Origin of the sequence: Streptomyces sp. NPDC019443 (assembly GCF_044389785.1) — a bacterium.
Classification (GTDB): domain Bacteria; phylum Actinomycetota; class Actinomycetes; order Streptomycetales; family Streptomycetaceae; genus Streptomyces.
In genome coordinates this window covers 1-20233 of sequence record NZ_JBIRYJ010000030.1, presented here as the reverse complement: position 1 = coordinate 20233, position 20233 = coordinate 1, and the positions used below count along the sequence as shown (strand labels likewise).

Sequence of the window (20233 nt, the reverse complement as noted above, 5' to 3'; positions counted from 1 at the left end):
CATGGACGGCCCGGACGTCTCGACATGTGTCATGGGGATGACGGTCCTGACTCGCGCTGACATGATGTGCCGATGCGCGCGTCTCAGGGAAGGAGCGCCGGTCTGGGGCTCGCCCTGGGCTCGGCGTTCGCATTCGGTGGATCAGGTGTCGCGGCCAAGCCGCTGATCGAAGCGGGTCTCGACCCGCTGCATGTGGTGTGGCTCCGAGTGGCCGGCTCCGCCCTCATCATGCTGCCGGTGGCCTGGCGCCACCGTGACCTGGTGCTGCGCAAGCCCGCACTGCTCGTCGGCTTCGGGCTGCTCGCCGTCGCGGGCGTACAGGCCTGCTACTTCGCGGCGATCTCCCGGATCCCCGTCGGCGTCGCGCTGCTCATCGAATACCTCGCCCCCGCGCTGGTTCTCGGCTGGGTCCGCTTCGTGCAGCGCCGACCCGTCACCCGGGCCGCGTCGGTCGGCGTGGTCCTCGCGGTCGCCGGACTCGCGTGCGTCGTCGAGGTGTGGGCGGGGGTCGGCTTCGACGCGATCGGACTGCTGCTCGCGCTGGCCGCGGCGTGCTGCCAGGTCGGCTACTTCGTCCTGTCCGACCAGGGCGGCGAAGGGGACGACGCGGCGGATCCGCTGGGCGTGATCGCGTACGGACTGCTTATCGGCGCGGCGGTGCTGACGCTGCTGGCGCGGCCGTGGGGGATGGACTTCTCGCTGCTCGGCGGTAGCGCGGACATGGGTGGTACGCAGGTGCCGGCGGCGCTGCTACTGGGCTGGATCGTGCTGATCGCCACGGTGCTGGCGTATGTCACCGGGGTCATCTCGGTGCGCAAGCTCTCGCCACAGGTGGCGGGTGTGGTGGCGTGCCTGGAGGCGGTCATCGCGACGGTGCTGGCCTGGGTACTGCTGCGGGAGCATCTGTCGGCTCCGCAGATCTTCGGCGGAGTGGTGGTGCTGGTGGGGGCGTTCATCGCGCAGTCACAGGCGCCGAAGGCGGCGTCGGGGCCGGTGGCCGGGGGTGTGCCCGCACAGAGCGGCGCTGCCGTCGCTACCGAGGGTGAGTTGTCGGCGCCGCACGTCGCACCGTAGGGTGCCGATCATGCATTTGACCGTACTTCCGCCGCCTGCCGCCTAGCGCGGGCGGCCGCTTTTCTGACGAAGACCGGGCTCGGGGTGTCCCCGAGCGGTTCGTCGCTGCCCGCGTGACGCAGTCGAGCGACCACCCATCCCGTTCTTCACACGGAGAAGTCACGTGTCGAATGTTTCCTACGCTCCTGCTGTCGGCGTGCCCGTCGGGCGGAGCCTCCTCTATCTGATCTTTGCCGGAATCGCATGGGGGACCGCGGGCGCGGCTGCCTCGCTGGTCTTCCGGGTGAGCGATCTCGGTCCTCTCGCGCTGTCGTTCTGGCGCTGCGTGGGGGGTCTGGTGCTGCTGCTGGGCGCGCTTGCGCTGCGGGCGCGGCGTACTGCTGTGGCTGGGGGCGTTGTCGCGGGGCCCGCCGAGCCGCGACGGCGCCGGCTGCTGCGCATTCTCGGTACGGGAATCGGGCTCACGCTCTTCCAGAGCGCCTACTTCGCGGCCGTCCAGGCGACGGGTCTCGCGGTGGGCACGGTCGTCACGCTGGGCGCCGGGCCTGTCCTCATCGCGGTGGGCGCGCGGTTGACGATGGGGGAGCGGCTCGGGCGGGGCGGCCTCGTCGCCGTCACCGGGGCGCTTGCCGGCCTGTTCGTCCTGGTCCTCGGCGGCGAGGGCGGGACGGTACGGCCTGCGGGGGTCGCGCTCGCGCTGCTCTCGGCGGCCGGGTACGCGGCGATCACGCTGCTGACGCGGTGGCTGGGGCGTGACGGGGGCGGCGGTGACTCGCTGGCCACGACGGCGTGGGCGTTCGCGATCGGCGCGGTGGGGCTGCTGCCGATGGCGCTGGGCGAAGGGCTGGTGCCTCACACCGCGGAACTGGGGCAGGTGGTGTGGCTGTTGACGTACGTCGCGGCGGTGCCGACGGCGCTTGCGTACGCGCTCTACTTCGCGGGGGCGGCGGTGGTGCGGGCCGCGACGGTCTCGGTGATCATGCTGCTGGAGCCGGTGAGCGCGGCGGTGATCGCGGTGACGGCGCTGGATGAGCGGCTTACGGCGGCGACGGTGGTGGGGACGGCGCTGCTGCTGGCGGCAGTGGCGGGGCTGGCGGTGGCGGAGACGCGGGTGGGGAGGGGGTAGGGGCTCCGCCCCGGACCCCCGCTCCTCAATCGGCGGAGGGGCTCAAAGTGAGCCCCTCCGCGCCAGATAGCTCGGTACCCCGATCGAGTCGTCCAGATCCGCCGCCGGGATCGGTGTGCCCCGCTGGGTGGTCAGCGGGACCACTCCCGTCCAGTACGGGAGTTCCGCGTCCTCCGGGTCGTCGTTCGGGCCGCCCGTACGGAGCTTGGCAGAGACCTCCGTCAAGGTCAGGCGCAGGACCGCCGTGGCCGCCAGTTCCTTCGGGTTCGCCGGGCGGGAGTCGAGTGAGCGGCCCGGGACGACATTGTCGACCAGGGCGTCGAGGGCCGTGCGCTTTTCGGTCGGGTCCATGACCTGGTGGGCGGTGCCGTGGACCACGACCGAGCGGTAGTTGATCGAGTGGTGGAACGCCGAGCGGGCAAGGACCAGGCCGTCGACGTGGGTGACCGTCAGGCACACGTCGAGGCCGGGGTCCGACTCGCCCGCCATGCGCAAGGGGCGCGAGCCCGTCGAGCCGTGGATGTACAGGTGGTCGTCGACGCGGGCGAACAGCGTCGGCAGGACGACCGGCGCGCCGTCGCGTGCGAAGCCGAGATGGCAGACGTATCCCTCGTCGAGTATGGAGTGGACCAGCTCTCGGTCGTACGCGGCGCGGTCCCGGGAGCGGGTGGGGACGGTGCGTTCGGTCGGCTCGTAAGCGTCCGGCATTGCAAACTCCATTGCACTAGTGCATAATCTCGTTTGTGCTAGGAGAGTATCGGATTGTCGGGCGCCGCGCATCGGAGATTGCCGCCAGCGTCGAGAGCGCGGTCAGTGCAGGGGACCTGGAACCGGGTCAACTGCTGCCGCCCATGCGGGAGCTGGCGATCGAGCTGGGCGTCAACCCGAACACCGTCGCGTCCGCGTACCGGACCCTGCGCGACCGTGGAGTCATCGAGACCGCCGGGCGCAAGGGCAGTCGGGTGCGCCCGCGGCCGGCGAGTACGGCCCGCGGGTCGATCCGGGTCGACGCGCCCCCCGGCGTACGGGACCTGGGCGAGGGGAACCCGGACCCCGCGCTGCTGCCGCCGCTGGGCGAGGCGCTCGCCGCCGCGGCCCGGCAAAACGCGGAGGAGCCGGGTCTGTACGGACAGGCTCCCGTCAACGCGGAGTTCGCACGGCTCGCCCGCGCCGCGATGGACGCCGACGGCGTGCCCGACGGGCCGGTCGCCGTCACCTCCGGATCGCTGGACGCGATCGAGCGCTTGCTCGCCGCGCGCCTCAAGCCGGGTGACACGGTCGCCGTCGAGGACCCCGGCTGGGGCAGCCTGCTGGACCTGGTGCCGGCGCTGGGACTGAAGCCCGTGCCCGTGGCGCTCGACGACGACGGGCCGCTGGCGAGCGAGGTGGAAAAGGCGCTCGCGGGCGGGGCGCGCGCGCTCATCGTCACCGACCGGGCGCAGAACCCCACCGGCGCCGCGGTGAGCCAGGCACGCGCGCGTGAACTGCGTGCCGTGCTCGCCAGGTTCCCTCAGACCCTGCTCATCGAGGACGACCACGGGCACGCCATCGTCGATCTGCCGCTGCACCCGCTCGCCGGGGTCACGGACAGCTGGGCGCTCGTACGCTCCACCGCCAAAGCGTACGGACCCGATCTGCGCGTCGCCGTACTGACCGGCGACGCCGTCACCGTCGACCGCGTCATGGGACGGCAGCGGCTCGGTCCCGGCTGGGTCAGCAGACTGCTGCAGCGCGCGGTCGTCCAGCTGTGGACCTCGGGCGCGGTGGACCCGCTCGTCGTCGCGCACGCGTACGGGGAACGGCGCGACGCGCTCCTGCGGGCGCTGGCGGAGCGTGGCATCGAGGCCCATGGGCGTAGCGGGATGAACGTCTGGGTGCCCGTCCCCGACGAGACCGGGGCCGTGGCGCGGCTGCTGCACGCCGGCTGGGCGGTCGCGCCGGGGGCTCGTTTCCGGATGTCCGCGCCACCCGGCGTGCGGCTCACTGTCTCGGGCCTCGCGATGGACGACATCGAGCCGGTCGCAGACGCGGTCGCGGCTGCTGCCGGGCCTGCGCCCGCGCGCAGCTACGGTTGAGCCGCGGCCCCCGCCTCGGCCTCGGCGCGAGACTGTGGCTGAGCCGAGGTGCCGGTGGCCGCGGCCGGTGCCTTCGGCCGGCTCTGGGTCAGTGCCGCGCCCGCCAGGACGATCAGCGCGCCCACCGGAGTGTTCCAGCCCAGCTGCTCGTCCAGCACCGCGACGCCCGCGGCCGTCGCGATGACCGGGATGAAGTACGTGACCATCTGCGCCGTCGTCGGCCCGACCTCGGCGACCAGACCGTACTGGAGGAGCAGGGCGAAGCCCGTCCCCAGCGCACCGAGCGCGACTACCGCGAGCAGCGGCACCAGCGGGAAGGACGTCGGCAGCGTCGTGAACAGCGGTGTGATCACGGCGAGCTGGACCGTCGCGAGCAGCAGTTGCGCGCCGGTCAGCGAGAGATTGGACTGGCTGCTGCCGGCCAGAGTGCGGCGTACGTAGATCCAGCCGATCGGATAGCTCAGTGAGGCGAGCAGTGCCATCGCCGTGCCGCCGAAGTCGAGCCCGGAGAACCCCTGCCACGCGCCGAGCACGGTCAGCACGCCCAGGAAGCCGATGCCGAGCCCGGCGACCCTGCGCCGGGTCGGCCGGTCCTCGGAGAGGGCGACCAGTGACAGGGCCATGCCCCACAGCGGCGAGGTGGCGTTGCAGATCCCGGCGAGCGTCGACGGGATCGTCAGCTCGGAGTAGGCGAAGAGCGAGAACGGCAGCGCGTTCAGCACAAACGCGGCGACGGTGAGGTGCATCCAGGTGCGGATCCCGCGCGGCAGCCGCTCCCGCCGCACCGCCATCGCGACGGCCAGTACCGCCGTACCGAAGAGCAGCCTGCCGAAGGTGACTTGAAAGGGTGCGTACCCGCCGGTGCCGACCTTGATGAGGAGGAAGCTGAAGCCCCACACCGTGGACAGCACCGCGAAGCGGATGCGCCAGTCGAGGCCGCGGCGGCGTGCGGAGCCGGCGGGTGCGGGGGTGGGGGCCGATGAGGTCCGGGAGGGGACGGCGGTGCTCATGCCGTCCACCTTGCTCGCTCTGATCTCGTAGGACAAGCGAGAATTATTTGCCGAGTTCGCTTAGCATTGCTTACATGTTGAATCTGGAGCGCCTGCGGACCCTGGACGCGCTGGCCCGCCATGGCTCAGTGAGCGGAGCGGCCGACGGGCTGCATGTGACGACCTCGGCCGTCTCCCAGCAGATGGCGAAGCTGGAGCGGGAGGTGGGCCAGCAGCTGTTGGCCAAGAACGGGCGCGGCGTGCGCCTCACCGACGCCGGTCAGCTGCTCGCGGACCACGCCGCGCGCATCCTGTCCCAGGTCGAGCTCGCGCAGGCCGATATCGAGGCGCAGCGCGGGCAGGTGGTGGGCGAGGTCAGGATCGGCGCGTTCCCGACAGCCGCCCGCGGGCTCTTCCCCGCGACCCTGACGTCGCTGCGCACGAGCCACCCCGAACTGCGCGTGCGCTCCGTTGAGTTGGAGCCCGAGCAGGGGATCAAGGAGGTGGTCAGGGGTGACCTCGATCTCGCGGTCGTGCTCGACTGGAGCAACAAGCGGCTACCCGTGCCCGGCGGGCTTGCGCAGGTCCATCTGCTCGACGACGTCCCGGATGTCGCCATGCATGCGGACCATCCGCTGGCGGACCGGGCAGAGGTGGATCTCGAGGAGTTCGCCGAGGACGACTGGGTGTCCTGGCCGGAAGGCGAATTCTGTTACGAGTGGCTGATGTTCACGCTGCGCTCGAAGGGCTTCGAGCCGCGGATCGCGCACATGGCGGAGGAGCACCATACGCAGCTGGCGCTGATCGAGGCGGGGCTTGGGGTGTGCGTCACGCCCAGGCTGGGGCGCGGTTGGGTGCCTGATGGGGTGCGGCTTGTGCCCGTACGGCAGCGAATGCGCCGGCACATCTATGCGGTGTGGCGGACGGACGCGGACCGCCGCCCGTCGATCAGGGCGGCGGTCGGGGCCTTGCGCGAGGCCGCGGGCGCGGTAGAGCGGTCAGAGGCCTGACAGCTTCCTGAAGTCCCAGGACGCGATCGAGTCGGGGGTCAGCCGCAGCCACGCATGCCTGCCGTCGTGCGGCATCTCGTCCACCCCGAAGTTCTTCCGCGCGAACAGCCCCTCCGGAACGTCCAGTTCGGGGCACGGCTCGCCGGTGCGCGGGGCCTCGCCCACGAAGACCGCGGTGCCTGACAGCTCCACGCCGCGCAGCTCCCCGTACTCCTCGCCGTCGTCGACCACGACCGCGAGCCGCGGATCGTGCCGCAACTGTGCCCAGCGGCGGCTGTGCGTAATGGAGTACAGCCACAGTGAGGTCCCGTCCCAGGCGAACCACAGGGCGCTGACATGCGGGCGGCCGTCGGCGGACACGGTGGCCACCCGGCAGGTGCGCTGCTCGGCCAGGAACTCGTCCAGTTCGCCGGGCGTCATCATGATGCGACGGCCCCGGCGCTGTGTGGCGGCCATGGGTGGCCTCCTCCTCGTAGCTGACTGTGTGTCAGAAATCATGGAGGCTCTTCCTTCGTCGCGCAATGGCGGTTACTGTCGCGCGCCCGGTCCGAAGAATCGGTCCGATGAGTCGAGGAGGGGGAGTCGTGCCGTCCTTCGAACAGCTCGCGGAACAGCTCGACCCGGTCACCACGGCGCTGCTCACCGTCGAGTGCCAGCAAGGTGTGGTCGGCGAGGACAGCGCCCTGCCAGAACTCGCCGCGCAGGCACGGTCGTCCGGCGCGCTGTTCAGGATCGCCCTGCTGGTCGCGAGCGCTCACGAAGCCGGCGTACAGGTCCTGCACGCGGTGGCCGAGCGGCGTCCCGACGGGCGCGGCGCCAACCACAACGCGCGGCTGTTCCGGGCGGCCGCCCGGCTCCCCGTGCAGCAGCACTCCGGCACGACGGCCGTTCGTATCGCGCCGCCGATAGAGGTCGCGGACGGAGATCTCGTCGTACGGCGGCTGCACGGCCTGTCGCCCATCGCCGGCACAGACGTCGACGCGCTGCTGCGCAACCTCGGCTGCCGGACCCTCGTCGTCACCGGCGTCTCGGCGAACGTCGCAATCCCCAACGCCGTCTTCGACGCGGTCAACCTCGGCTACACGGCGGTGGTTCCCAAGGACGCCATCGCGGGGGTGCCCGCCGACTACACCCCCGCGATGATCCGAAACACTCTCGCTCTTGTCGCCACGATCACCACGACCGACGATGTGCTCTCCTGCTGGAAGCGGCCGCGCCGCGCTAGGCGAGCTTGATCGAGTCTCCGTCCACGGTGATGGAGGCGGGCGGCAGCGGCGAGGTGGCGGGCCCCTTCTTGACGCTGCCGTCCGTGGCGCTGAACTCGCTGTTGTGACACGGGCAGTTGATGATGCCGGCGGCGACGTCCTTCACCGCGCAGCCCTGGTGGGTGCACTTCGACGAGAACGCCTTGAATTCCCCGGGCTTCGGCTGCGTGACCACCACATCACCGATGACCTTGCCGCCGCCCTCAGGGATGTCGGCGGTCTTGGCGAGCACTTTGCCCCCGTCGCCCGCTCCGCCTGCCGGTGTGTCGGCCACCTTCTGCCCGCCGTCGTCCGAGCCGCCGCACGCGGTCAGCGCGACGGTGAGGCCAGCCCCGCCCACCGCGGCGACGACGGTACGGCGAGTCACGGTCCGCGACGGCACCTGCGATCCGGTCATGCTGGCTCCCTCTCCACGGTCGGCCTTCCATCGGCCGGTTCCTGATGTTGTACGCGCAGGCGGGCCGGGATGTTCACATCCTCACGATTTCAAGGATTTCTTCAGGAAGCCGATCTCGTACTGTGGGAATGCTCTCCGAAGTCACAGCGACCCGCTACGTCACGCCCTTGCGTGAAGGGGGGTCCCTCCCGGGCATCGTCGAGGCCGACGATCTCGGTACGTACGCCATGCATGGTCATCATCCCGACGACCCGGCGTTGGCAGGCGGTGGTGTCCGCGCACTGTCCGCCGGGCCTCCGGCATCGGTGGACAGCGGCAGTCGGCGCGAAGCCACGGTCCGAAGGCGCAGTCCGACGCATTACAGGAGTCTTCGCTCCTGAAGGCAGAGCCGCGCGCCGCGTTTCATCGCCCGGCAACGGCGAGTAGTTCATCGGGCCTGCCATTCGGGCTCGCGCTTCTCGGCGAAGGCGCGCGGGCCCTCGACCGCGTCGTTGCTGTGCATCCGGCGCTCCTCCCACGGGTACCGGGTGGCGAACGCCGACTCCAGGGGCAGGGCGGCCGACTTGGTGGCCGCCTCCTTGACGGCGCGGACCGCCAGGGGCGCGCAGCGCACGATGTCCGCCACCCAGGTCTCGGTGACGTCGTCGAGGTCGCCGGACGCCGCGACCTCGTTGACCAGGCCGAGTTCGTAGGCACGCTGCGCGGTCATCGGCCGCCCCGTCAGCAGATGCCCCATCGCCGTCTTCCACGGCAGCTGCCGGCTCAGCCGGAACACCCCGCCGGCCCCCGCGACGAGCCCGAGCCTGGCCTCCGGCAGGGCGAAGGTCGCGTCGTGGGAGGCGACGACGACGTCGCAGGCCAGGGCGAGTTCGAACCCGCCGCCCAGGGCGTATCCGCGCACCTTGGCGACGACCGGTTTGGCCAGATCGAACCGCTCGGTGAGCCGCGGCCAACCGGGCTTTCCCCGACTGCCGAAGGTGGAGGGAGCGGCCTGCCCCTCGTGTTCCCGGCGCGCCAGCTCTTTCAGATCCTGTCCGACGGAGAACGCACGGGAACCGGCGCCGGAGAGAACGGCGACCCACATGTCGTCGTCGGCGTCGAAGTCGTCCCAGATCTCCGCGAGTTCCTCGTGCATCCGCAGATCCATCGCATTGAGGACCTCGGGCCTGTCGAGCGTTATCCGGGCAACGTGGGCGCTCTTCTCGTAGCGCACTCTTGAACGCTGAGGCATGCCGGGGACTTTAGCCCGCCCCGGGCACGGCCACCCGTGACCGGACTGTCAGCTCCGCTACGAGGGGCTCGGGCTGCCTTGGGACGGGCTCGGGCTGTCGGACGGGCTCGGACTGTCCTGGGACGGGCTCGGGCTGTCCGACGGACTGTCCTGAGGAGGGGCCTGCTCTTTGTCTTTGTGGCCGCACGCGGACAGCGCGGCCACGAGGCTCGCCGTCCCCAGCCCTGTCACGAAGGTGCGGCGGCTCATCGTTCCCGGAATGCCGGACGTCCTGGCCATGCGTCACTTCCTGTCGCCTCGTCTCGGACCGGCCGGCGAGGCGCCGCCGACCGGAGCGTGAGAATACGCTTCCGCTCACCGTATGGATCAGGAGCGCCGGTTGTTCAACATCACGGCGAAAGACACCTCGCAGACGACACGATCGAGACAGCCCACGGCCCGCGCCATCGTCATGTCGGCGACGACGGCGTGTCAAGCGGCCCACGATCCGTCCGGCCGAACGCGTGAGTGATCACCGGCTGTTCAACCCGCGCGGGGCCGCAGTTGAACGACTGCCCTGGTGAACACACCATTGATCGCCCGTGCGACGTCGGGTCATAGTGCTGCGGCAAGGACCCTTTTCCTTCGCCGGAGGTACTCCCGTGGCAGTGCGAGACATCGCGTACACCGAGCGGCGCTTCCATGCTTGAGCTGACCGGCGCGGACGTGGCCGGGCTGCTCGGCAAGGTCGATCTCGTCGACGTCGTACGCGAGGTGTTACTGGCGCACGCGTCCGACCGGACCGTGCTGCCGGAGGAGAGCTGTCTGCGGTGGACCAACGACCTGGGTGAGTCCTGCCGCAGTCTCAACATGCCCGGTCTCGTGGAGATCGACAGCCGGCGCATCGCCGGCACGAAGATCATCAACGCGAGTCTGGGCAATCCGGACCGCGGTCTGCCCCGCGCCGACGGAATCGTCCTGCTCTTCGACGTCACCACCGCCCGGCTGGTGTGCTCCATGGACGCGGCACACATCTCCGCCGGGCGAACGGCGGCGGTGAGCGTGCTCGCCGCGGAGCTGCTGTGGGCCCGACCCGCCCGTTCCATCGGGGTGGTGGGCGCCGGAGCCTTGGCCGAGGCACATCTCGACCTGGCCCTGCGGAGATGGCCGTCGGTACGGGAAGTCCACCTCCACGACCTGGTGCCCGAGCGTGCGGTACGCCTCACCGAACGTCTGGGAGACACGTTCCGCACGGTCGCCTTCCACGTCGCCTCCACCGCCGAGCAGGCGGTGCGCGAAGCGGATCTGATCATCCCCGTGACCACCACGACGACCGGCTACATCCCGGCCGACTGGATCGCCCCCGGTACCGTCACGGTCAACGTGTCGCTGGACGACCTGCTCCCCGACGCGTTCACCGCCGCCGATAAGGTGATCGTGGACGACTGGAGCCTGGTCGCCGCCGACACCACGCGGCTGCTCGGCAGGATGCACCGCTCCGGCGACGTACTGCCGCCACCGCGCCACCGGACACCTGGCGACGCCGGGCGCCGGGCGCCCGCCGTCCAGGTCGCAGCCGAACTGTGTGACCTCATCAGCGGCGCCGCGACGGGCCGGAGGTCCGCCGAAGACCGCATCGTGGTGAACCCGTTCGGCATGTCACTGCACGACGTGGCGGTGGCCGGAAAGCTCTACCACGAGCACTTCGAGCACCACGGCACCACGATCATCACGCCCACCTGATCATCACGCCCACCTGATCACCCCGACCGCGTGATCACCACGATCACATGAGTTGACCAGCTCCTGCTTTGACCGGCGATCGTTTCCAGAAAACGCGTCATCGCCCGGTGAGGAGTGCGAATCAGCGTTCGCTGCGGCAGCGCAGAGCACACATCAATCAGATTCATTGTGCGGATGTCGATGTCGAAGGATCGCGACCGGCGGTGCGCCCTGACGGGCACCGTATCGGCCAGCACCTTCTCAACGGGCCCGAGAGATGCTCTCGACGGCGTATCCGGAAACCAATTCGTCGTATGCAAGGTACGGAGAGGAAATCAGCATGGACAGGCTGGAACTCGACGAGACTGAAATCGGCGCGATGACAGAACTCGTCGACGAGTTCGAGGACGAATTCGCGACCCTCGACTCCGAGGAGGCGCTGCACCGCGCCACCGTGCTCGCCCACCGACTTCCAAACAGGGTCCGGCTCCACCTGAACGCCTTCCGGCTGGAGCAGCTGTCGGGCGTGCTGTGCATATCCGGCTACCCGGTCGACCAGGATCGGCTCGGCCCCACGCCGGCGCACTGGCGCGGCCGGTCCGGGCCTTCCCCCGCACACCGCGAGGAACTGCTTCTCATGCTCTGCAGCTCGCTCCTGGGCGACCCGTTCTGCTGGGCGACACAGCAGGACGGCAGGATGATCCACGACATCATCCCCATCCAGGGCCATGAGCACGAGCAACTGGGTTCCAGCAGCGAGGCGCTACTGACCTGGCACACAGAGGACGCCTTCCACCCGCTCAGGGGCGACTTCCTGTCGTTCGCCTGCCTCCGCAACCCCTACGGTGCCGCGACGACCGTCGGATACGCGGACGCACTCGAACTGCCGCAGGACGTACGGGAGACGTTGTTCGAGGAGCGGTTCATCATCCGCCCCGACGAGTCGCACCTCGGGAAGAACAACTCCGTGAAGGACCCCGAACGCCTCGAATCCTTCGAGGACATCGAGGAGATGCAGCGCAACCCCGACCTGGTGGCCGTCCTCTTCGGCAACCCGCAGCAGCCCTACGTCCGGGCCGACCCGTACTTCATGAGCGTCGCGGACGGGGACGACGAGGCGCGCTTCGCACTCGACACGCTGGTCAAGGCGATGGACGAGGCGATGTTCGATCTCACGCTCGCCAGCGGTGACTTCTGCTTCCTGGACAACTTCCGGGTCGTCCACGGCCGCAAGCCCTTCAAGGCCCGCCACGACGGAACGGACCGGTGGCTCAAGCGTGTCAACGTCACCGGCGATCTGCGCAAGTCCCGTGCCGCGCGGGACGCCAGGGCGGTGCGCGCCAGCCGCTGACTTGTCCGACGCGTGACCGCCCGGGAGGCGTCGCCGACGAGACGAGCCCTCCGGGGCCGGCCTCGCCGACGAGCCGGGCGGTCACGCGCCGAACCCGCCGAACCCGTCGTACTCGCATCTGGCACTCCGACATTCCGACACGGAGAACGAGGGCACACCATGAGACTTCGGTCCGCACCGCTCGAGGACTGGCTGCGCGATTACTACTTCACCGCCGAGATCGACATCAGCTCCAGCGGGTTCCACTCGTACTCCATGGCGGAGCTGCGCGCGAAGACCGGCCTGCGCCACGCGGACGTCGACCGGCTGGTCTTCGACGACGGCTACTCCCTCGGCGCGCCCGAGGTACGGGCCGCCGTCGCCCGTCATTGCGGGGGCGTCGACCCGGACAAGGTGATGACGACGAGCGGCTCGGGCGAGGCCCTGTCGCTCGTCCTCGGCGCGCTGCTGCGCCCCGGCGACGAGGTCGTCGTCGTCCAGCCCGGCTACCACCTGCTCGTCGAATACGCCATCGCGCTCGGCTGCACGATCAAGACCTGGCGGCTGGATCCCGACAAGGACTGGCAGCCCTCGCTGGACGAGCTCGCCGAGCTGGTGAGCGAGCGCACCCGGGCGATCATCGTGAACTTTCCGCAGAACCCGACGGGCGCCACCCTCACCGAGGCTCAGCTGGACCGTCTCGTCGGCCTCGCGGAGGGCGTCGGCGCGTACGTCCTCTGGGACGGCGCGTTCACCGACCTCACCTACGACGCCCCGCCGCTGCCGGAGATCACGACCCGGTACGAGCGCGCCGTCAGCTTCGGCACCTTCTCCAAGGCGTTCGGGCTGCCCGGCCTGCGGTTCGGCTGGTGCGCGGCACCCCCGGAGCTCCTCACCGACTGCGTCCGCATCCGTGACTACACCACGCTGCACGTGTCGCCGCTCGTCGAACTCCTGGCCCTGGGTGTCCTGGAGAACGCCGAGGCGTTCATCCGGCCGCGCCTCGACCAGGCCAGGATCAACCGCGCGACCCTGACGAACTGGGCCGCGGCCCACCCCGAGCTCGTCACGCTCGCGGCGCCGGCGGGCGGAGTCACGGCCTTCCCGCGGCTGACGGGCCCGGCCGACGTGGACGAGTTCTGCGACGAGCTCTTCCAGAAGCGCGGCGTCCTTGTCATTCCCGGGTCCTGCTTCGGCCGCCCCCGGCACATCCGTGTCGGCTTCGGCGGCAGACCCGATCTGCTCCAGGAAGGCCTGGAGCGCCTGACGCTCGCACTGACCGAGGCCCGCGGCTGAACCGCTGACACCCGGTCGGTCCGCCCAGTCCCCCTGTCCGGGGACGGCGCCGTCCCTCGCACGGGGGACGGTGTCGTGGCTGGCTGCAGGGACGATCCCGAGCGGCGCCGACTGCCATAATGACCAACGTGCACCGTGTGACGGCTTGGCGTGACACCTGGATCGCAACGCGACGGCGGGTGACGGAACTACCGCATGTGAGTGCGCTGTCCGGGACGTTTCTCGTGCTGCTCGCCGTCCTGGAATCGCTAGTCGAGTTCATCGGCGCCCACGGGTCGATTCCCCGGCTGTTCGCTGACGCGACCGCGAAGGCCGGCCCGCACGGCAGCGCGGCAGGCGTGCAGTTCGCCATGGTGGTCGGCCTGTTGTGCCTGTCCACCGCACTGCCCCTGGTCTTCCTGCGTCCTCTGGTGGCCGGGATCACCGTCACCGCGGCGAGCGTCGGCTCGCTCCTGATCTTCGAGACGCTGACCCTGGCGGGCATCGCCGCCCAGCTCGTTGCCCAGTACCGGCTGAGCCGCAGCGGCTCCGTCCTGTCCGCCGCGCTCCTCGGCACACCCTTCCTCGTCCTGGCCCTGACGGGGCCCGACGACACCGACTACCGCGTACGGGTCGTGCTCGTCGCGGCACTGGCCCCGCTGGCCGCCTTCGTCGGACTCGTCGTCCGTTCCAACGAACAGCACCGGCAGCACAGCGCCATCCGCGAGGTCATGGACGGCACCCAGTGGGAGAACGCCGCACGCGGAGAACGCGTCCGTATCGTCCGTGAGCTGCATGACGTCGTCGGGCACCACATCTCCATGATCGCCGTGCAGGCCGAGACGGCCCGGATGGCCACCCCCGGCATGCCCGCCGAGGGCGCCGAACGGCTGCTCGGTATAGGGGACACCGCCCGCGCGGCCCTGAACGAAATGCGTCGGCTGCTCGGCGTGCTCCGGGAGGACACCGACTCCGTCGCCGGAGGCGACCGCCGGCCGCAGCCCGACCTGCGACAGCTCCACGAACTGCTCGAAGAGGCACGCAAGGCGTCCGCCACGTCCATCCGCCTCATCCTCAGCGGATCGCCGAGCGAACTGGACCCCGGCATCGAACTCGCCGCGTACCGCATCGTCCAGGAATCCCTCACCAACGCCCGCAAACACGCCACCGGCGCCGCCGTCGACGTGGAGCTCACCTACACCGACGAAGCCCTGCACCTGCGCGTCCGCGACAACGGCCCGGGACCGCCGCCCGACCGGACCACCGGCGGACACGGCCTGCTCGGCATGCGGGAACGCGCGTCCGCGGTCGGCGGCCAGGTACACACCGGTTCGGCGTTCGGCGGCGGCGGTTTCGTCGTCGAGGCACGCTTCCCCGCCAAGACGGAAGAGACCCCATGAACACCCCGTCCTCGCTGATCCGGGTCGTTGTCGCCGACGACCACGTCGTGGTCCGCACCGGCTTCGCCGCGCTGCTCGACAGCCAGCCGGACTTCACCGTCGTGCAGACCGCCTCCTCCGGAGCGGAAGCGGTACGGGTCTGCCGCGAGGTCTCGCCGGACGTCGTCCTCATGGACATCCGCATGCCCGAGATGGACGGCATCGAGGCCACCAGGCAGCTCGTCGGCTCCTCGCCCGACGGCGTCGACGCACCGCGCATCCTGATCCTCACGACGTTCGACCTCGACGAGTACGTGTACGACGCGCTCCGCGCCGGAGCCAGTGGCTTCCTCCTCAAGGAGGTCACCGCGGAACGGCTCTTCGACGCCGTACGCGTCGTCGCCGCCGGGGACGCCCTGCTCGCGCCCGGCATCACCCGCCGGCTCATCAGCGAGTTCGCCCTGATGCCCGCCAGACCCGACGCCTCGCCGCCGCCCGGGATGAAGGCGCTCACCGCACGCGAGCGAGAGGTCCTGCTGCTCGTCGCCGAGGGCCTCTCCAATCCGGAGATCGGCGCCAGGCTGGTCGTCAGCGAGGAGACGGTGAAGACACACGTCAGCCGCATCCTCGCGAAGCTCGCGCTGCGCGACCGTACGCAGGCCGTGATCGCCGCGTATGAAACGGGACTTGTCGTTCCCGGCTCCCGCAAGTCGGAATAGCGCTCCGCCGACACTGCTCGTTCGACGGCTCATCCACGGACCATGCCCGCCTCGGCGGCGCGTCCGAGTGTTCAACTGCGGCACGGCGTCAGTTGAATACCGCCGTCGTCGCCTGAACCTATTGCTACTTCAGAGCGCACTCGGGGATGCTTGCAGCCGAGCGAAGCTGTGCCGAAACAATTCGAGAGAATTCCGTGAGGAGATACCCGCTGTGAAAGTGACGGTACAGGCTCCGGCCGACGAACCGCCGCCCGAGGGAAATCCTCCGGGCCGAGAAGGCCATCAGCGAATTCGCCCCGGAATCGTTCCGAGGATTGTTCCCTATGCAAAGCCGTATCGGCTGCGTCTCCTGTTCCTGATAGGCGCGTCCGCGCTGGGCGCACTCGTCACCGCGGCCAGCCCCCTGCTGTTCGGCATCATCATCGACAAGGGCATCACTCCGCAGAAGACGGATGTCGTGATCGCAGTGGCCTGCGCCCTGCTCGCGCTGGCCCTGTTCGAAGCCCTCACGACGTACTGGCAGGCCAAACTCTCCGCGCAGATCGGTGAGGGCCTCATCTACGACCTGCGCACCGCCGTGTTCGGACACGTCCAGGCGCAGCCCCTCGCGTTCTTCACCCGGTCCCAGACCGGATCCCTCGTCAGCAGGCTGAACACGGACGTCGTCGGGGCACAGCAGGCGATCACCGTGCTGATGGCCGAGACTGTCAACACCGTGCTGACGCTCGTCCTCGTCCTCGCTGCGATGTTCTACCTCTCGTGGCAGCTCAGCCTCATCGCGCTGTTGATGGTCCCCTTCTTCCTCTTCCCCGGAAAGATCATCGGCCATCGCATGCAGCGCCTCGCCAGGGGCACCATGCAGCTCAACGCGGAGATGGGCTCGCTGATGAGCGAGCGCTTCAACGTCGCCGGGGCGATGCTCAACAAGCTGTACGGGCGCCCCGCCCACGAGTCCGCCGTGTTCGCGGGACGAGCCCGCGACGTCCGTGACATCGGGGTAAAGACCAATGTGACGGCACAACTCCTCGGCATCGTCATGGGTCTTACCGCCGCGGTGACTCTCGCGCTGCTCTTCGGAATCGGCGGCCTCCTCGTCGTCGACGGCGCCTTCGCCCTCGGCACCTTCGTCTCCCTGGTCACGCTCGTGGGCCGCCTTTACACGCCCATCCAGCAGTTGTCCAGCGTGCAGGCCAACGCGATGACCGCACTGGTCAGCTTCGACCGCGTCTTCGAGATCCTCGACCTCGAACCACTGGTCAAGGAACGGCCGGGAGCGACAGCGTTGCTCGTCGCCGGCGGCGGCTCCATGGGCACGGCCGCACCGGAGATCGAGTTCGACAAGGTTTCCTTCCGCTACCCCGCCGCCCACGAAGTCTCCCTGGCCTCACTGGAGTCGATCGAGCTGCCCAACTCGGAGCGCGGCGACGACGGGCTGGTCCTCAACGAGGTCAGCTTCCGGGCACCCGCCGGAAAGCTCACGGCACTCGTCGGCCGCTCGGGCGCCGGCAAGACCACCATCACCAACCTGATGCCGCGCTTCTACGATCCTGTCTCCGGCTCGGTACGCATCGCAGGCCACGACCTCCGCGATGTCACCCTGAGCTCCTTGCAGGACATGGTCGGCGTGGTCACCCAGGACGCCCACCTGTTCCACGAGACCATCCGGGCCAACCTCCTGTACGCCCGCCCGGACGCCTCCGAACGCGACCTCGTCGAGGCCTGCGAGGCGGCCCGGATCTGGGACACCATTGCCACCCTGCCCAACGGTCTCGACACCGTCGTCGGCGACCGCGGGTTCCGGCTCTCGGGCGGCGAGAAGCAGCGCATCGCCCTGGCCCGGCTGCTGCTCAAGGCCCCGCCCGTGGTCGTGCTGGACGAAGCCACCGCCCACCTCGACTCGGAGTCCGAGGCCGCGATCCAACGGGCCCTCAAGACCGCACTGTCGGGCCGCACCTCCGTGGTGATCGCCCACCGGCTGTCCACCATTCGCGAGGCCGACCAGATCCTCGTCATCGACGAGGGCCAGATCCGCGAGCGCGGCACCCACGAATCGCTGCTGGCCGACGGTGACCTCTACGCCGACCTCTACGACACACAGTTCGCCCGGCAGAAGACGGCCGCCGACGAAACCGTGCTCGACGTCGCGGGTCCCAAGCGCTGACAGCCCGCGCGCCCATGCACACCCCAGAACTCTTTCCCGCAGTTCCCATTCCCGCAGTTCCTTTCTCGGTCAACGTCGTGATGAGGAGATTGCCTTGCGCACCGTGAGCTTCGACTTCGAAACCCCTGAGGCACGATTCAAGGTACTGATCAACCATGAGGAGCAGTACTCCCTGTGGCCCGCCGACCTCGATGTCCCGGGCGGCTGGAAAGAGACAGGCGTGACCGCCTCGAAGGAAGACTGCGACAAGTACATCGAGGAGACCTGGACCGATATGCGGCCCAAGAGCCTGCGTATCGCGCTCGACGGCGAATAGCGGGTCACGGAATGCCGCACGTATTCACCAACGGCATCCGGCTCTCCTACGAACGGTCGGGCCGAGGTGAACGAGTTCTCATGATCATGGGCTCCTCGGCCGCAGGCCGGGTCTGGAGCCTGCACCAGACCCCGGCACTGAACGAGGCCGGCTATCAGGCCATCACGTTCGACAATCGCGGAATCGCCCCCTCGGACATTCCACCGGGTAAATACACCCTCGCCGACATGGTCGCCGACACCAAGGGCCTCATCGAGGCCCTCGACGCCGCGCCCTGCCGGATCGTCGGGGTATCCCTGGGAGCGATGATCGCGCAGGAACTCGCCATCAGCCACCCGCACCTGGTCCGGTGCGCCGTCCTGATCGCCACCAAATCGCGCTCGGACGCCCTCCGAACCGCTCTTGGCACGGCCGAACGCGCCCTGATGCAGAGCGGAGTGAAGCTGCCGGCCGACTACCAATCCGCGATGTCGGTACTGCAAATGCTCTCGCCCGCCACGCTGAAGGACGACAACGCCGTCTCCCTGTGGCTGGAGACGTTCCGGCTGGCCGGCGCGGAGAATTCGGTCGGCCAGACCTGGATCAACACGGACGAGGATCGGCGCAAGGCACTCCAGGACGTATCCGCGCCGTGCCGCGTCATCGGCTTCAGTGACGATTTCGTCACCCCGCCCCATCTGGCCGCCGAAGTCGCCGAGGCGATTCCGGAGTGCGATTACGTGGAGATTCCCGACTGCGGGCACTTCGGCTATCTCGAACGTCCCGCCGAGGTCAACGCGGCCGTCATCGACTTCCTGAACAACCACTGAGAAGTCCGCTGAGGGCAGCGGCAAGGAAAAGACTGAAGAAAAAGATTGAAGAAAAATACTGAAGGAGAGGACCGAAGGGATGAGCTGACGGAATGAGCTGAGAAAAAACATCGGGACGAGCAGGAGAAGTACGCCGGTATCGCGGTGTGGCAGCTCGAAGGGCTTAGTGGGGGCGTCATGGACAGTGAACTGAATTACTGGCGCAGGCAGTTGGCCGATCAGCCGGTACCGGACCTGCCCATGGACCGGCCACGCACACCGGCACGGTCCCCCGAAGCGGCGGTGATCGAGTTCCAGGTACCGGCGGACACGACGGAACGGCTGCGGACCCTGTCCGGCGACATGGGCACGACTCTGCTCGCGGCGTTGAGTGCACTGCTGGGACGGTATGCCGCCACGGACGACGTGTCGCTGGTTGCCGGCACGACGGTGACGCGCACGGATTTGTCGGGCGACCCGACGTTCCGTGAGGTGCTGGGCCGGGTGCGACGGACCACGCCGGACGAGTCGGACACCACGTTCTTCCCCGTCTGCTTCGGCTACACCGATTCCGAGGGACGCGGGCAACAGCTCTCGCCCGCGGACCAGGCGGAGTTCGATCTGGCGGTGCGCCTCGGCGACCGGGAGAACGGGGGACTGGGCGGCGAGATCCAGTACAGCACCGCGTTGTTCGATGCGACGACGGCGCAGCGGATGGCGGGACACCTCGTCACGCTCCTGACCTCCGCCGCCGCGGACGCCGACCAGCAAGTAGGCAACCTCGTCATCCTGACCACCGCCGAACGCGATCAGCTGGTGGGGGAGTGGCAGGGCGCTGTCGTGTCTCTTCCCGCGGTGGGTGGAGTGCATGAGCTGATCGCCGGGCGGGCGGATGCGGGCCCGGACGCGGTGGCTGTCGTGTCGGACGCTGAGGTGCTGACGTACGGCGGTTTGATGGCCCGTGCCAACCGGCTGGCGCATCGTCTGCGGGGGCTTGGTGTCGGCGCGGAGTCGGTGGTAGGGCTGTGCATCCCGCGTGGGGTCGACATGGTCGTGGCGATGCTGGCGGTGTGGCAGGCGGGTGGTGCGTATCTGCCGCTGGATCCCGAGTACCCGGTCGAGCGGCTGGAGTTCATGCTGGCCGACAGTAGGGCGCAGGTGCTGATCGGGCACAGGTCGGTGGCCGAGGCCGGGGGGCTGCCGGCGGTGCCGGCGGAGTCGGTGGTGTGGCTGGATGATCCGGAGGTCGTCGCGGCGCTGGCGGATCTGCCGCCCACACCGCCCGAAGTAGACGTCTGTGCAGATCAGTTGGCGTATGTGATTTATACGTCGGGGTCGACGGGGCGGCCGAAGGGTGTGCAGGTCGCTCATGGTGGTGTGGTGAATCTGGCGTTGGC

19 protein-coding genes are annotated in these 20233 nt (G+C 69.3%); 14 read left to right on the top strand and 5 right to left on the bottom strand.

Going from position 1 to position 20233, the window contains the following annotated elements; translation table 11 throughout:
* Positions 1-72 precede the first annotated feature (72 nt).
* Both ACH492_RS38740 and ACH492_RS38735 read left to right on the top strand, forming a co-directional pair.
* A complete protein-coding gene (locus ACH492_RS38740; protein WP_398993955.1) occupies positions 73-1074 on the top strand; it encodes an EamA family transporter in 1002 nt (333 codons plus the stop codon).
* Between the two features lie 163 nt (positions 1075-1237).
* Positions 1238-2200 carry a DMT family transporter gene (locus ACH492_RS38735; protein ID WP_398993953.1) on the top strand — a complete coding sequence of 321 codons (963 nt, stop codon included), beginning with the start codon at positions 1238-1240 and terminating at the stop codon, positions 2198-2200.
* Between the two features lie 42 nt (positions 2201-2242).
* Here ACH492_RS38735 and ACH492_RS38730 read toward each other — a convergent pair whose 3' ends face one another.
* Positions 2243-2908 carry a pyridoxamine 5'-phosphate oxidase family protein gene (locus ACH492_RS38730; RefSeq protein ID WP_398993951.1) on the bottom strand — a complete coding sequence of 222 codons (666 nt, stop codon included), beginning with the start codon at positions 2906-2908 and terminating at the stop codon, positions 2243-2245.
* 35 nt (positions 2909-2943) lie between these two features.
* Here ACH492_RS38730 and ACH492_RS38725 point away from each other — a divergent pair, with 35 nt between their 5' ends.
* Entirely contained in the window at positions 2944-4275 is a 1332-nt protein-coding gene (locus tag ACH492_RS38725) for an aminotransferase class I/II-fold pyridoxal phosphate-dependent enzyme (protein WP_398993949.1), read from the top strand.
* On the opposite strand, the gene ACH492_RS38720 is transcribed toward ACH492_RS38725, so the two are convergent.
* Positions 4266-5285 (bottom strand): DMT family transporter, encoded by a 1020-nt coding sequence (locus ACH492_RS38720; protein WP_398993947.1) that lies wholly within the window; start codon positions 5283-5285, stop codon positions 4266-4268. The two genes, ACH492_RS38725 and ACH492_RS38720, sit on opposite strands and share 10 nt — an antisense overlap.
* 74 nt (positions 5286-5359) lie before the next feature.
* Here ACH492_RS38720 and ACH492_RS38715 point away from each other — a divergent pair, with 74 nt between their 5' ends.
* Positions 5360-6274, top strand: coding sequence for a LysR family transcriptional regulator (locus ACH492_RS38715; RefSeq protein WP_398993945.1), 915 nt, complete (start codon positions 5360-5362; stop codon positions 6272-6274).
* Here the strand turns inward: ACH492_RS38715 and ACH492_RS38710 are convergent.
* Positions 6263-6730 carry a pyridoxamine 5'-phosphate oxidase family protein gene (locus ACH492_RS38710; RefSeq protein WP_398993943.1) on the bottom strand — a complete coding sequence of 156 codons (468 nt, stop codon included), beginning with the start codon at positions 6728-6730 and terminating at the stop codon, positions 6263-6265. The two genes, ACH492_RS38715 and ACH492_RS38710, sit on opposite strands and share 12 nt — an antisense overlap.
* Positions 6731-6858: 128 nt before the next feature.
* Here ACH492_RS38710 and ACH492_RS38705 point away from each other — a divergent pair, with 128 nt between their 5' ends.
* Complete coding sequence (locus ACH492_RS38705; protein ID WP_398993941.1) at positions 6859-7509, top strand: cysteine hydrolase; 651 nt, start codon at positions 6859-6861, stop codon at positions 7507-7509.
* Here the strand turns inward: ACH492_RS38705 and ACH492_RS38700 are convergent.
* A complete protein-coding gene (locus ACH492_RS38700; RefSeq protein ID WP_398993939.1) occupies positions 7496-7936 on the bottom strand; it encodes a Rieske (2Fe-2S) protein in 441 nt (146 codons plus the stop codon). The two genes, ACH492_RS38705 and ACH492_RS38700, sit on opposite strands and share 14 nt — an antisense overlap.
* Before the next feature lie 427 nt (positions 7937-8363).
* The gene (gene dpgD / locus ACH492_RS38695) at positions 8364-9167 is read right to left on the bottom strand and encodes an enoyl-CoA-hydratase DpgD (protein ID WP_398993937.1); all 804 of its coding nucleotides are present in this window, start codon (positions 9165-9167) and stop codon (positions 8364-8366) included.
* Positions 9168-9848: 681 nt separating this feature from the next.
* On the opposite strand from dpgD, the gene ACH492_RS38690 reads away from it, so the two are divergent.
* From ACH492_RS38690 to ACH492_RS38650, 9 genes are all read left to right on the top strand, one after another.
* Complete coding sequence (locus ACH492_RS38690) at positions 9849-10889, top strand: ornithine cyclodeaminase family protein (protein ID WP_398993935.1); 1041 nt, start codon at positions 9849-9851, stop codon at positions 10887-10889.
* A 319-nt stretch (positions 10890-11208) separates the two neighbouring features.
* Complete coding sequence (gene gntD / locus ACH492_RS38685; RefSeq protein ID WP_398993933.1) at positions 11209-12219, top strand: guanitoxin biosynthesis L-enduracididine beta-hydroxylase GntD; 1011 nt, start codon at positions 11209-11211, stop codon at positions 12217-12219.
* 159 nt (positions 12220-12378) lie between these two features.
* Positions 12379-13494 carry a capreomycidine synthase gene (gene vioD, locus ACH492_RS38680; RefSeq protein ID WP_398993931.1) on the top strand — a complete coding sequence of 372 codons (1116 nt, stop codon included), beginning with the start codon at positions 12379-12381 and terminating at the stop codon, positions 13492-13494.
* Between the two features lie 128 nt (positions 13495-13622).
* Positions 13623-14873 carry a sensor histidine kinase gene (locus ACH492_RS38675; RefSeq protein WP_398993929.1) on the top strand — a complete coding sequence of 417 codons (1251 nt, stop codon included), beginning with the start codon at positions 13623-13625 and terminating at the stop codon, positions 14871-14873.
* On the top strand, positions 14870-15571 hold the full coding sequence (locus tag ACH492_RS38670) for a response regulator (protein ID WP_398993927.1): 702 nt from the start codon (positions 14870-14872) through the stop codon (positions 15569-15571). Before ACH492_RS38675 ends, ACH492_RS38670 begins: the two co-directional genes overlap by 4 nt.
* Positions 15572-15782: 211 nt before the next feature.
* Positions 15783-17732 (top strand): ABC transporter ATP-binding protein, encoded by a 1950-nt coding sequence (locus ACH492_RS38665; protein WP_398993925.1) that lies wholly within the window; start codon positions 15783-15785, stop codon positions 17730-17732.
* Positions 17733-17826: 94 nt separating this feature from the next.
* On the top strand, positions 17827-18048 hold the full coding sequence (locus ACH492_RS38660; protein WP_398993923.1) for an MbtH family protein: 222 nt from the start codon (positions 17827-17829) through the stop codon (positions 18046-18048).
* Positions 18049-18059: 11 nt separating this feature from the next.
* Complete coding sequence (locus tag ACH492_RS38655; protein WP_398993921.1) at positions 18060-18857, top strand: alpha/beta fold hydrolase; 798 nt, start codon at positions 18060-18062, stop codon at positions 18855-18857.
* A 144-nt stretch (positions 18858-19001) separates the two neighbouring features.
* The coding region (locus tag ACH492_RS38650; RefSeq protein ID WP_398993919.1) for an AMP-binding protein at positions 19002-20233 on the top strand (1232 nt) is incomplete at its 3' end.

Excerpts from the sequence above, each read along its gene's own strand:
- ACH492_RS38720 (WP_398993947.1), bottom strand. The coding sequence starts at position 5,285 with ATGAGCACCGCCGTCCCCTCCCGGACCTCATCGGCCCCCACCCCCGCA.
- ACH492_RS38710 (WP_398993943.1), bottom strand. The coding sequence starts at position 6,730 with ATGGCCGCCACACAGCGCCGGGGCCGTCGCATCATGATGACGCCCGGC.
- ACH492_RS38670 (WP_398993927.1), top strand. The coding sequence starts at position 14,870 with ATGAACACCCCGTCCTCGCTGATCCGGGTCGTTGTCGCCGACGACCAC.
- ACH492_RS38655 (WP_398993921.1), top strand. The coding sequence starts at position 18,060 with ATGCCGCACGTATTCACCAACGGCATCCGGCTCTCCTACGAACGGTCG.
- dpgD (WP_398993937.1), bottom strand. The coding sequence starts at position 9,167 with ATGCCTCAGCGTTCAAGAGTGCGCTACGAGAAGAGCGCCCACGTTGCC.
- ACH492_RS38730 (WP_398993951.1), bottom strand. The coding sequence starts at position 2,908 with ATGCCGGACGCTTACGAGCCGACCGAACGCACCGTCCCCACCCGCTCC.
- ACH492_RS38690 (WP_398993935.1), top strand. The coding sequence starts at position 9,849 with ATGCTTGAGCTGACCGGCGCGGACGTGGCCGGGCTGCTCGGCAAGGTC.
- ACH492_RS38740 (WP_398993955.1), top strand. The coding sequence starts at position 73 with ATGCGCGCGTCTCAGGGAAGGAGCGCCGGTCTGGGGCTCGCCCTGGGC.
- ACH492_RS38700 (WP_398993939.1), bottom strand. The coding sequence starts at position 7,936 with ATGACCGGATCGCAGGTGCCGTCGCGGACCGTGACTCGCCGTACCGTC.
- vioD (WP_398993931.1), top strand. The coding sequence starts at position 12,379 with ATGAGACTTCGGTCCGCACCGCTCGAGGACTGGCTGCGCGATTACTAC.
- ACH492_RS38715 (WP_398993945.1), top strand. The coding sequence starts at position 5,360 with ATGTTGAATCTGGAGCGCCTGCGGACCCTGGACGCGCTGGCCCGCCAT.
- gntD (WP_398993933.1), top strand. The coding sequence starts at position 11,209 with ATGGACAGGCTGGAACTCGACGAGACTGAAATCGGCGCGATGACAGAA.